At 37.6% G+C, this 13,115-nt stretch carries 8 protein-coding genes and 2 pseudogenes; 2 read left to right on the top strand and 8 right to left on the bottom strand.

The window, feature by feature from the left end; genetic code table 11:
- A partial coding sequence (locus tag B4W83_RS13290) for a YSIRK-type signal peptide-containing protein (RefSeq protein ID WP_240149627.1) occupies positions 1-923 on the bottom strand: 923 nt, incomplete at its 3' end.
- Between the two features lie 417 nt (positions 924-1,340).
- On the opposite strand from B4W83_RS13290, the pseudogene B4W83_RS03200 reads away from it, so the two are divergent.
- Positions 1,341-1,628: pseudogene (locus tag B4W83_RS03200) on the top strand (hypothetical protein); the annotation flags it as partial.
- Between the two features lie 452 nt (positions 1,629-2,080).
- Here B4W83_RS03200 and kdpC read toward each other — a convergent pair.
- From kdpC to B4W83_RS03170, 6 genes are all read right to left on the bottom strand, one after another.
- Positions 2,081-2,698 (bottom strand): potassium-transporting ATPase subunit KdpC, encoded by a 618-nt coding sequence (kdpC, locus tag B4W83_RS03195; protein ID WP_001225807.1) that lies wholly within the window; start codon positions 2,696-2,698, stop codon positions 2,081-2,083.
- 124 nt (positions 2,699-2,822) lie between these two features.
- Positions 2,823-4,892 (bottom strand): potassium-transporting ATPase subunit KdpB, encoded by a 2,070-nt coding sequence (gene kdpB / locus B4W83_RS03190; RefSeq protein ID WP_007284775.1) that lies wholly within the window; start codon positions 4,890-4,892, stop codon positions 2,823-2,825.
- 8 nt (positions 4,893-4,900) lie between these two features.
- Positions 4,901-6,646: a potassium-transporting ATPase subunit KdpA gene (locus tag B4W83_RS03185; protein ID WP_000939243.1), complete on the bottom strand. Its 1,746-nt coding sequence runs from the start codon at positions 6,644-6,646 to the stop codon at positions 4,901-4,903.
- 12 nt (positions 6,647-6,658) lie between these two features.
- Positions 6,659-6,736, bottom strand: a complete 78-nt coding sequence (gene kdpF / locus B4W83_RS03180; RefSeq protein ID WP_007285010.1) for a K(+)-transporting ATPase subunit F — start codon at positions 6,734-6,736, stop codon at positions 6,659-6,661.
- Between the two features lie 299 nt (positions 6,737-7,035).
- The gene (locus B4W83_RS03175) at positions 7,036-7,761 is read right to left on the bottom strand and encodes a response regulator (RefSeq protein WP_000787305.1); all 726 of its coding nucleotides are present in this window, start codon (positions 7,759-7,761) and stop codon (positions 7,036-7,038) included.
- Positions 7,751-10,384 carry a sensor histidine kinase gene (locus B4W83_RS03170; RefSeq protein WP_000847725.1) on the bottom strand — a complete coding sequence of 878 codons (2,634 nt, stop codon included), beginning with the start codon at positions 10,382-10,384 and terminating at the stop codon, positions 7,751-7,753. Before B4W83_RS03170 ends, B4W83_RS03175 begins: the two co-directional genes overlap by 11 nt.
- A 77-nt stretch (positions 10,385-10,461) precedes the next feature.
- Here B4W83_RS03170 and B4W83_RS03165 point away from each other — a divergent pair.
- Positions 10,462-11,330 (top strand): annotated as a pseudogene (locus B4W83_RS03165) (transposase); the annotation flags it as partial.
- Between the two features lie 139 nt (positions 11,331-11,469).
- Here the strand turns inward: B4W83_RS03165 and lysS are convergent.
- Positions 11,470-12,960 carry a lysine--tRNA ligase gene (lysS, locus tag B4W83_RS03160; protein WP_000102428.1) on the bottom strand — a complete coding sequence of 497 codons (1,491 nt, stop codon included), beginning with the start codon at positions 12,958-12,960 and terminating at the stop codon, positions 11,470-11,472.
- Positions 12,961-13,115 lie beyond the last annotated feature (155 nt).

Genomic DNA, 13,115 nt, shown 5'->3' with positions numbered 1-13,115 from the left:
TTCGCAATTTCAGCTTTCAAGGCAGACTTGTCGATGGATTGTCTCTGCTTTTCACGTTTATCATACTCGCTTTGTTTTATCCACAAATCTTTCGCCGGTATTAGAATAGTATCTAATACTTTTCCCCCAGCTTCTACCACTGTTAAGCGAGCTTCACCACCTCCATTAGGAACAATCGAAAGACTCACATACTCAGCCTTTGGATATAAATTGAAAATGTTTAATTTACTACTATCTGTCGTTGCATCGTCTCTATATAGTTTATCCACATGTCTATTTCTATTACGATCTTTCCGTCTTATCTTTTGTTCATCAAAGGAATTCGTATAAAGTTCATAAACATCACCATGACTATTAGCATTCAGCCAATGAAACATTCCATCATACCAACGACTCAACAAATAATCAAAATCATTAATTTTTGAATCTGGGACTGGTGCTTGATCAACATTATATGAATAGTCCCCATTCAAGCTTGATGCCCGGTCTTCCCCGACACTCCTAGCTCTTCTAACGGGAGCATGCTGACCAGAGTTACTCGTCTCTTCAGCACCTCTATCCCTTCCGCTAACGGCACTACTGCTGCTTCTATCTGACCCTTCAGAACTTTCCCCATTATTGCTTGATGGAGAAGCGTCCCTATCACTGCCAACAGGAGTACGCTGAACAGAATTACTTGTTTCATCAGCACTTCGCTCACTTCCATTCGAAGCTTCACTAGCTCCCTCCGCAGCTGGATCCGATTTAGGATCAGAACTCTCAAGAGACACCTCTGTAGCATTTACTGTAGTATCCGCCTGAACAACACTAGCTCGTGCTCCTAAAAACATCAATGCGGCAACCGCGACACTGGCGGCACCAAAGTGGTACTTACGAATGGAGTAACGGAAGACCTTCTCTCTGTTACACTTTCTAAAATCCATAACTCTTTCTCCTTTAAAGATATGATTGAAGAGAACATGTCATTTTCCTCTTCGATTGACAATAATATATAAATAGCAACTTACGACTATTTACCCCACTGTACCTCCTATGAAGAATATACAGTCTAGCAGCTATTATACCACCCCCCCCCCCGAATTTTGCAAGGAAAAACAGTTTATTTTTTCTGTTTTTGTGATTCGAATGTGATAATGTCTTTAGTAAATCGAACGTGAAAATGTCCCATTTGCTAGAATAGTCATATGAAAAGTATCCAGCTAAATATGAATGAAACGAAAAAATATCTTGTGATAAAAGCTATAATCCAAGGAAAGAAAACAAATAATCGAACCTGTGGCGAACTCAACCTTTCCGAAAGACAAATCAATCGTCTGCTACTAGCCTATCAACAAAAAGGAAAAGAAGTCTATTTCATCAGAAAGACGAAAGCATTCGTTATAAAAGCATTTGATGGTGGCATCTACCTCAATATTGCTGACAAAATCTATCATACAAAGGAGCTACTAGTTCATGAACTCTATTCGAAAAACTTTGAACCAGAACCAAAAAAAGAAAGACGCAAGTATATCCCTCCACAAACCCATCCGTGGAAACTCACATCTTTCAAATAATATCTTCAGAAAAAGAAAAAGGATTATGAAGAGTTTACTAGTGAGGAGCTTCATTCTCCTCAGCTACAAGTATAAGCTATTTCTCGCTAAATGGGAAGCTTTTCCTTAAAGGAAATCACTCTATCCCTTACATTTAGGAGGGAGAAAGCAAGGAGTCTAAGACAAGCATTTCATTTGATGAGAGGCTGGAGAGCCAAGTCTAAGACTAGCCTTGGTTTAGCTGACAAAACAGCTTCAAGGGTTCCTCGTGTCAAATGAAATCAAAATAATTGCCCTCAATCTCACCATTTTTTGGGACATAATCACTTTCGATTGGCAATTCTTCAGTGAAATGAGTTTGTCACAAATCTCAAACCAGCTAAAAGTAGTTCATAAATAAATGCCAACTTCCTTTCTCTATCTGTAAGATACTCACCAGATTATATAGTCTAGGAAGTAAGAGTTCTTTTTTATCCCTTTTTTTGTAATAGGCGTACCTCTCACTACTAATTACTTGCAATAATACCCGTATAACTTTTACAGCGGTGTTAGTTCAGTTCCTTCATAATATCGATGTTAACTTTTAACACAGACACCCTATCTTCACCTAGAAATCCAAAGATTTTTGTTACTGTATGCTTGTCAATGATTTCTTCCAGTCTAGGCAAGCTAATACCTGTTGTCTTAGAAATACGGGGGAGTTGTAGTTTAGCACTTTCTGGACTGATTTCTGGATCCAATCCCGAAGCCGATGTTGTTACCAAATCAGCAGGGATATCTCTGATTGAAATAGTTGGGTTTTCTTTTATGAGAAGAGACAGTTCCTTTTGAACACGTACTTTTAGTTCAGGATTACTAGGAGCCAGATTTTGGGAACCAGAAATAATATCCCGCTTTTGTCCACTTGGGTCTCCCTCGCTAAGGTAAGTATTATACTGAATAGCAGATGGTCTACCGTGCAGAAAAGCAGCTGACGAAAATTCTTGCCCAATTAAAGCCGATCCAATAAGCTTCCCATCCTGCTTAATTTGACTACCATTGGCTTGAACAGGAAAAATAAACTGCCCTAATCCGGTAATCAGCAAAGGGTAAAATAATCCACAAACCGCCCCAAATAAAAGACTTAGTCGGACAGAACGTCTGATATGTATAAATATTTTTCTCATGATTGTTATTCATTCCTTTCATGTTCAACCCAAGGAAAAGACACTGATTCTTTTAAACGTAAAGCAATGTAGATAAGTTTCAATCTTATTCCTTTGACTATTATATTATATTAAACTAATCTTATCAGGATAACCCCAATAGATACAATAATGGAGTAATACTCATATCAATGATTTTAATTCCAATAAACGGGATGAAGACTCCACCCAAACCATAAATCAGCATGTTATGAGCCAAAACTTTTTCTGACCTTTGAGGCTTATAAGAAACTCCTTTCATCGCAATCGGAATTAGAAGAGGAATAATAATGGCATTGAAAATCAGAGCCGATAAAATTGCGCTGGAAGACGTTGATAATGACATGATATTTAACGATTGCATTTGGGGGATACTGCGCATAAAAATAGCTGGAATAATAGCAAAGTATTTGGCAATATCATTAGCAATTGAAAAAGTGGTTAAAGCTCCTCGCGTCATTAATAATTGCTTTCCAATTTCAACGATATCCAGAATCTTGGTTGGATCGCTATCTAAATCTACCATATTAGCAGCTTCTTTAGCAGCACTTGTTCCAGAATTCATAGCAATACCGACATCCGCCTGAGCTAGTGCTGGTGCATCATTAGTCCCATCTCCTGTCATCGCAACAACTTTTCCTAAGCGTTGTTCTTTTTTAATAGCTTCAATTTTATCTTCTGGCTTGCATTCAGCGATAAAGATATCAACGCCTGCTTCTTGAGCTATAGTCGCAGCGGTAAGAGGATTATCACCGGTACACATAATAGTCTTAATCCCCATTGCCCGTAGGCGTGCAAAACGCTCAACTAAACCTGGTTTGATGGTATCCTTGAGAGCAATCACTCCCAAAATATTCTGCCCCTCCACTACTGCCAGTGGTGTTCCTCCAGCTGAAGCAATTCTTTCACTGATAGACCTCAAATCTTTCGGAATCACACCACCTTTACCTTTAATATAGCGACTTATAGCATCTGTGGCACCCTTACGTATCATTCCCCCATCAACAAAGTCTATCCCACTCATTCGTGTTTGAGCAGTAAAATCAATAAAGGTCATATCTTCAGAAATAGGAGGAATACTTGCCCCATATTCTTTAGCAAGCTTAACAATTGATTTTCCTTCCGGTGTATCATCCTGTAGAGAACTTAGCACAGCTGCTCTTATTAAAGACTCTTGACTAACACCATCTACAGGAACAAAATGAGCAGCCATACGATTTCCAAAGGTGATGGTTCCTGTTTTGTCCAAAATCATAGTATCCACATCACCACTAGACTCCACTGCTTTTCCTGACATAGCAATCACATTGAACCGTGTAACGCGATCCATACCTGCAATTCCAATTGCTGACAGCAGGCCTCCAATTGTTGTTGGAATTAAACATACGGTCAATGCCACAAGAGTAGTAACTGTAATCTTTATGTGCAAGGCGCTGGCAATCGGGTACAAACTTCCAATTACCATTAAGAATATAATTGTTAAGCTGACTAGCAAAGTATTCAAGGCAATTTCATTAGGGGTTTTTTGCCGAGAAGCACCCTCTACCAAGGAAATCATTTTATCCAAGAAAGACTCTCCAGCACGTGAGGTCATTTTCAACTTAAGCCAGTCACTAGCAAGAGTTGTCCCTCCTGTTACAAAAGCAAAATCACCACCAGGTTCTTTGATCACCGGAGCTGACTCTCCTGTAATGGCTGATTCGTCTACAGAAGCAATTCCTTCAATAACTTCACCGTCACCAGGAATTAATTCTCCTGCCTTAACCAGAACGATATCTCCTTTTTGCAAGGCTGTGGCCTCAATAGTTTCTTCAAGAAGGGTCAGACCATCATTGTCAAAATAGAGTCGTCTAGCTGTCATATTTTCTTGCGTCTTTTTTAAACTTTCAGCCTGTGCTTTTCCTCTTCCTTCCGCAATGGATTCAGCAAAATTAGAAAATAATAAAGTTAAAAATAAGATCACTGCTACTATGCCATTATACAATTGACTACTTTGGCTATCTTGTTGAGCATCAACGGGGATAATTGTTAAAAAGAAGGTCAGAACAAAACCAACTTCAACTACAAACATTACTGGATTTTTAATCATGTAACTAGGGCGAAGTTTTACGACCGCTCCTTTAAGGGAACTGAGTAGTATCTTTTGTGTCAGAAAGTAAGTTTTCTTTGAAATCATAATAAACCTCATTGAGTTAGAAATTCAGCTAAAGGTCCTAGTACAAGGACTGGTAAGAAAGTTAAGGCTGATATAATCAACACTATCACACCTAAAATAATGGCAAAAGTCCCCGTATCTGTTTTTAAAGAACCTAGGGAATCATTCACATGTTGCTTAGTCATTAAGGAACCAGCAATCGATAGCTGAAGAATCAAAGTCACATAGCGTCCAAAAAACATAGCTAATCCTGTAGATATATTCCAGAATAAAGTATTGTCTTTTAGTCCTTCAAATCCCGATCCGTTGTTAGCAGAAGCTGAGGTAAATTGATAAATCACTTGTGATAAAGCATGAAATCCTGGATTGGTAACACTGTTAAATCCTGCTGGCAATGAGACAGCTACTGCTGAAAAACCTAGAATAATCATAGGATGAACCATGATGGCTAAAGCAATTAAAGTCATTTCTTTACCTTCAATTTTTTTTCCTAAATAAACAGGTGCACGCCCAATCATTAATCCACAAATAAAAACAGTAAGAAGAACGTACAGCATCATATTCATTATTCCTACACCTTTACCGCCAAATATAACATTGAGCATCATGTTAATCATAGCTACTCCACCACTTAGAGGAGTCAAAGTATCGTGCATATTATTCACGGAACCCGTTGTAAAAGCCGTTGTTATTTCTGTAAACAGACCAGACATTGGAATACCGAACCTAACTTCTTTACCTTCCATACTTCCCATTGATTGATTCAAACCCAATTGATGCAAGACAGGATTTCCTCTACTTTCTGACCAAACAATAATGGATAAACCCACAAAAAATAAGAATAGCATAACAATCAGAAGCGGTCTTGCCTGTCCTCCTAGTTTAATAAACGTAGATTTAGTGGACTTATAAGAAACTTTCTGTACAGAATCGAAGGGATGATTTTCCTTTTTCCTAGATGAAACCATATGACCAAAAGCAACTACCATAGAACCTGGTAACAACATCATAGATAGCATTTCAATAATATTTGTGATTACATTAGGGTTTTCAAAGGGAGTTGCTGAATTTGCTGCAAAAAAACCACCACCGTTGGTTCCCAAGTGTTTAATAATTTCAAGAGAAGCGACCGGTCCCATTATAAGACCTTGTAAATTGCCCTCCAAAGTAGTCGCATATAACTCTTTTGATAGTGTTTGGGGAACCCCCTGTGAAACAAGTAACAAAGAGCCTATTATTGAAAAAGGAAGCAACACTCGAGTAATCACCCGAACAAAGTCAACATAGAAATTTCCCATGTCTTGATACTTGCCTGATACACCTCTGATAAAAGCCATAGCAGCAGCATAGCCTGAAGCAGCTGAGGTAAACATCATAAAAGTAATGACAACCATCTGACTAAAAAAAGACAAATCCCTCTCACCAGCATAATTTTGTAAATTAGAATTGGTGATAAAAGATATGACTGTATTAAAACTCAAGCTTGATTCTAATGAACCAACACGGGTGGGGTTCAAAAAGAAAAAGGCCTGTGTTCTTAGGATTACATAAGCAACTAGAGCCATAACAGCATTCGTTAAAATAAGGGCTACAGCATACTCCTTCCAAGTCATTCCTTTTTTGTCCACATCAAGCAACTTATAAATCCACCTATCAATAGGATCCATAATGGGATCTGCAAAAGTTTTTTGCTGGCTAGCTATATGGTAAAGATACTTTCCAGTTGGTAATATAATAATACAAGCCAGCACTAAGACAAATATGATTTGTAACATCTCACACTCCTCCTAAAATCTCTCCGGGTGTAACAGAGCATAAAATAAATAACAGATTAATAAACCAAAAATTATTCCTAATACTATCATAGTACACTCTCCCCCTAATCACCTTTAAGGTGCTTATCACACCAAACAATAAAACCAATCATTAGCAAAAAAATCAAAAATAAAACTAGAAACATTATGAAATCTACTAGCATTGTATCCTCCTTCAAGAATATAATCATTCTACCACGAAAAGTATAAAAATGATATAAAGATTACGGATATAAAATAAAGATTATATAAAGATTGTCTCCTGAAATAACCTAAGACAACCTATCCTAAGACTTGTTTCAAATAGCTGCCAAGAAATTACAAATCAGGTGAATAAAATTCTTTTTGGATTATTTGTCATCATAATTTTCAATCTTAATCATACGATAACCGATACCAATATGAGTTTGAACCATTTTAGAGTAACCCAATCCTAATTCGATTTTTTTTAGCAATGTATTAACAAAAACTCTCAAAGCAGAAAAATCTTCCTCATAATATCCCCAAATTTCCTTGACAATAAAACGATAAGTCAACACTCTATCAACATTCTCTGATAGAAGACAAAGCAACTTATACTCAATCGGGGTTAAGTGAATTTCTTGGTTATTAACAAATACACGATTAGATAAAAAATCAACATGTAGCCAGCCATTAGTAAAAGATGATTTTTCAGAATTACCGTCACTTTGTTGATTCATCTGCTTTGACCTCCTAAGACTAACTCTTAACCGAGCGAAAAGCTCATCAATGCTAAAGGGTTTCGTCAAATAATCATCTGCCCCAGCATCAAGTGCATCAATCTTGTCACTTTCTTCTCCACGTGCACTAACAACAATAACAGGTAGCTGTGAAAAGCTACGAATCTTGTCAATAATGTCTTTACCATCCATATCTGGCAAACCCAAATCCAATAATAATAAATCTGGAAATTGCGAAATGATCTGACGCAAAGCTTCCTCTCCAGTCCGAACTGATACATAATGATAACCTTCAACTTCCATTGCTAAGGATAAAAGTCTGTTAACGGAAGAGTCATCTTCACAAATTAAAATCTTAACATTTTCATTTTTCATGTAATACATTCACCTCCGCTAGTGGTAGTGTAAATCCAAAGATAACTCCTTTAGGAGTATTGTCATGGACGTAAATAGTCCCCCCATGTGCTGTAATAATACTCTTACATAAAGATAGTCCTATACCTAGGCCTCTTTTACCATCGGATGCCAAATTTTCTGATGTATAAAAAAGGTCAAAAATCTTTTCTTTTGCTTGATCGTTAATACCAGGACCATCGTCAGAAACCTCAACCACCAGGTTCTGATCCTTTCTATTACTCGTCAATGTAATTAAAGATCCTTCATGCGTATATTTAACTGCATTGTTAATGATATTAACCAGTACTTGCACAATCAAGGGAGCATCCATTTTAGCTATTAATAAATCATCTGATAAAATTAAAACAAAGTCATGATTCTTAATATGTTGATCCACATGTTTCAAAGCTTCTTCAATCAACTCATCGAAAACATTTATTCTTAATGAAAGAGTAGTATCATTATCCAATTTAGTAATTGACAATAAATTTTCAATCAGATTAATCAACCACATAGAGTCATCGTAAATATAGGCAGCTAATTCTATCATACGCTGTTTCTCCATGATTCCCCCCGTCTCCATCATTAATTTAGACTGACCTGATATGCTTGTAAGTGGAGTTCTCAAATCATGTGAGATTCCCCTTAACAAATCAACCCTTAACTGTTCTTTTTGTATTTTAAGTTCCATTTTTTGTTGTTCTTCGCGTAATGCTTCTTTTTCTAATGCCAAGGATGCCTCTCCTAAAACAGTTAGAATAACAGATTTTTCAAACAGGTCAATCATTGTTTTATCCTCTATTAAAATACCAATAATAGCAAAAACAGAATCTTTACCTCTGACAGATAAATACAGAAATTTAGCAGCAGACAAGGTGTTTGTTGTTGCTCCAGCTTGTTTATTATTATATAAAACCCACTCAACCACTCCTCGCTCATTGTACTGATAGTAATCAGCTAAGGTCCTCAAAGAATGACTGGTAGGGAAATATTTCGGCGTCTCCAAAGTACCACCTGTTACAGGATAAATCACCACATCACTATTCAATAATTTTTTGACTTGAATAGCTAGTTCTTCTAAAATGGAAGGAATAGAGTCTGCCTGAGATAATCCTCTATTTGTTTGTAGTAACAACTCTGTTAGATAAGATTTTTCAGTAGATAATCTTGCCTGCTCTTGAATCCTTTTTATGAGACTAGAAGTAATCAGACCAGTAATTAACATAATAGCAAAAGTCATAGGATAAGTAGGAGTAAAAGAAGTAAAAGTGTAGTAGGGAGCCACAAAAAAGTAATTAAAACAAAGAACTGATAAAATAGAAGAAATCACACTATAAAGTTTTCCTTTTGTCCAAACAGCATTTATTTGAACGTTTAATATATATATTATTATAATGTTGTTGGTACTGAGATTCCAGAAACGAAATAAAAGACCTGTTAAGGTTACTAGCAACAATACCACCAGTGTTTTAACCAAATCACTGAAAGAAAATTGCCATTTAGAAAACCAAGAAGGCAACGAGAGCTTACCAACCGAAGTCTCTTTTTTTCCTCTAGTATTATGGACTACAAACATATCCAAATCAGGAACATTCTTACTAAGAACTTCCACAATATTTTCTTTAGGCCAAATAGTTCTGGAGCCACTTTTTCCGACTACTAACTTAGAAACACGGCTCAATTTTGCGTAATCAGCAATCTGCTTGGTCACATTATTATAATCCATAACTGTCACCTTAGCTCCCAACCGCTCTGCCAATTCCAAGTTCTGATGTAACTCCTGATTAGTCAGTTCCCTATCTAAACTACCAATATACAGGGCTGTAAAGTCTGCATTAAGAGCACTTGCTAATCTTGAAGCAGCGCGAATGACATGTGAAGAGGAGGGAGAGGGTGACACACAGACCAAGACATGTTCCTTGGTCACAATACTATCTTTAACTTTTTTTCCTCGAAAAGCACTTCCATTAATCTGATCAGCTGCTTTACGCAAAGCGATTTCTCTCAAAGATATTAACTTTTCTTCAGTAAAAAAGTGACGCTTGGCCAATTTAGCTTGCGATTTAGAATAAATTTTTCCTTTATCCAATCGTTCAAGTAAATCTGATGGGTCAATATCTACAAGTTCAATCTGATCAGCCTGATCAAAAATAGCATCTGGAATTATCTCATTAACTTGAATCCCTGTAATAGCTTCAATCACATCGTTTAAACTTTCAATATGTTGGACATTTACAGTAGTATAGACATCAATCCCTGCATAAAGCAGTTCCTTAATATCTTGGTACCTCTTTTTATTACGTGACTCAAAACAGTTAGTATGAGCCAATTCATCCACTAAAATAATGCGTGGTTGACGCCTTAAAGCAGTATCAATATCAAACTCATTTAAGGTGATACCTTTATATTTTATTGTTTTAGGAGATAATTGCTCAAGACCAATCAGTAAAGCCATAGTCTCAGGTCGATTATGAGGTTCAATGTAACCTACTACCACATCTACTCCAGCTTTTTGAGCTCGCTGCGCTTCTCTAAGCATAGCATAGGTTTTTCCAACTCCTGCAGCATAACCAAAATAAATTCTTAACGCCCCTGTTTTCATAACATCACCTTAGTTAACCCAACCTTTTGTAGTAAAATCATTTATCAGAAGTCATTATAACCTAATTTTATTTTTTTTACAATAGCCTTCCTGAGATTATATCATGGGACGAGTATGAGTTCACCAAGGGAAAGATGAGCTTCATTACGCAAGATTTTAACAATCTCAATATCATCACTGTTCTTGAGGGAAGAACACAAGCTATCATTCGTAATCACTTTCTTAAGTATGATAGAGCTGTCCGATGTCGCGTCAAAATTATTACTATGGATATGTTTAGCCCTTATTATGCCTTGGCTAAACAGATTCGCTTTCAAATTTCTAGGCTCAGGCTGAAACAGTCTCCCAGACTGTTTCACTCCCGAATGCTAAAATCGTGTTGGATCGCTTTCACATTGTACAACATCTTAACCGTGCTATGAGTCGTGTGCATGTCCAAATCATGAATCAGTTTCATCGAAAATCCCATGAATACAAGGCTATCAAGCGCTACTGGAAACTCATTCAACAGGATAGCCGTAAACTGAGTGATAAGCGATTTTATCGTCCTACTTTTCGTATGCACTTAACCAATAAAGAGATTTTAAACAAGCTTTTGAGCTATTCGGAAGACTTGAAACACCACTATCAGCTCTATCAGCTCTTGCTTTTTCACTTCCAGAATAAGGAAACAGAGAAATTTTTCGGACTCATTGAGGACAATCTTAAGCAGGTTCACCCTCTTTTTCAGACTGTTTTTAAAACCTTCCTCAAGGATAAAGAAAAGATTGTCAACGCCCTTCAACTACACTATTCTAACGCCAAACTGGAAGCGACCAATAATCTCATCAAACTTATCAAGCGCAATGCCTTTGGTTTTCGAAACTTTGAAAACTTCAAAAAACGGATTTTTATCGCTCTGAATATCAAAAAAGAAAGGACAAAATTTGTCCTTTCTCGAGCTTAGCTGACTTCAACCCACTACAGTTGACAAAGAGCCAAAAAAGAAAGGACGAAATATGTCCTTTCTAGATATTAGCTGACTTCAACCCACTACAGTTGACAAAGAGCCAAAAATCCCCTGGCAAGTACCAGAGGATAAGAGCTTATTTCATTGTTGGGAAGAGCAATACATCACGGATAGTAGTTGTATCAGTGAGAAGCATGCAGAGACGGTCGATACCGATTCCCAAACCACCTGTTGGTGGCATACCATATTCAAGAGCCTCGATGTAGTCATAGTCGATACCGGTCGCTTCATCGTCACCAAGTTCTTTTGCTTTTGCTTGGGCTTCAAAACGACTAAGCTGGTCGATTGGATCGTTGAGCTCAGTAAAGGCATTACCGTACTCCTTAGTCATGATGAAGAGCTCAAAACGGTCAGTAAAGCGTTGGTCTTCAGGGTTCTTCTTAGCCAGTGGAGATACAGCTACTGGATGTCCATAGACAAAGGTTGGTTGGATTAAAGTTTCTTCAACAAACTCTTCAAAGAAGGCATTGATGATGTGACCAACCTCAGTATAGTGTTTCTCAACTGGAACTTTCTTCTCAGCAGCGATAGCCTTAGCTTCTTCCAAAGTCATATCTTGCCAGAAATCTACACCAGTAATTTCTTTGATAGCATCCACCATGTGAACACGTTTAAATGGTTCGTTGATTTTGATTTCAGTTCCTTGGTAGTTGACTGAGCCGTCGCCCTTAACTGATTTAGCAGCGTGTTGGATAATGCCTTCCGTCAAATCCATGATGTCTTGGAAGTCTGCATAAGCTTGATAGACTTCAATGGAAGTAAACTCAGGGTTGTGAGTAGCATCCATTCCTTCGTTACGGAAGATACGGCCAATTTCATAGACGCGTTCCATACCACCAACGATAAGGCGTTTCAAGTGAAGCTCAGTCGCGATACGAAGAACCATGTCAATGTTTTGGGCATTGTGGTGGGTGATAAATGGACGGGCAGCAGCACCACCAGCTTCGTTGTGAAGAACAGGTGTTTCCACTTCAAGGAAACCTTTTTGGTCAAGGTAACGACGGATTTCAGAGATGATTTTTGAACGAGTGACAAAACGCTCGAAGCTTTCACGGTTAGAAATCAAGTCCAAGTAACGTTTACGGTAAATTGTTTCAACGTCTGTCAAACCGTGGAATTTCTCAGGAAGAGGACGAAGGGCCTTAGACAAGTGTGTAATGTGAGTCGCCTTGATAGAGAGTTCACCCATATCTGTACGCATCACTTCGCCTTCGACACCAAGGAAGTCACCAAGGTCTGCTTTTTTGAAGATTTCGTAGTTTTCTTCACCGACAGCATCTTTACGAACGTAGATTTGAATCTGTCCTTCGCGGTCTTGAAGGTGGGCAAAACCTACTTTACCTTTACCACGTTTGGTTACCAAGCGTCCTGCGATAGTAGCTGTTTCGTTTTTATCATGTAATTGTTCTTTATCGAGGTCAGCAAATTTATCTTTTAATTCTTGTGAATTTGCAGTGCGTTCAAAGCGTTTTCCGAAAGGATCGATTCCTTGTTCACGGAGCGCAGCCATTTTTTCACGGCGAACGATCTGCTGGTCATTTAGTTCTTCCATATGTTCTGTAGACATGGGATCCTCCTAGTTTTACTCAAAATTGAATACGATGAGTCATTTTTGCGATACTCCCATTTTATCATAAATAAGCAAGAAATTCACGGATAATCTTTAAAAACTACAAAGAACTTGACGCCAAAATCACTGAAAAAACTGGGATAAGCAAGAAA

Source organism: Streptococcus pseudopneumoniae ATCC BAA-960 = CCUG 49455 (genome assembly GCF_002087075.1).
GTDB lineage: Bacteria > Bacillota > Bacilli > Lactobacillales > Streptococcaceae > Streptococcus > Streptococcus pseudopneumoniae.
Note: the sequence above shows the minus strand (reverse complement) of the source record. Positions and strands in the feature narration are given on the sequence as shown.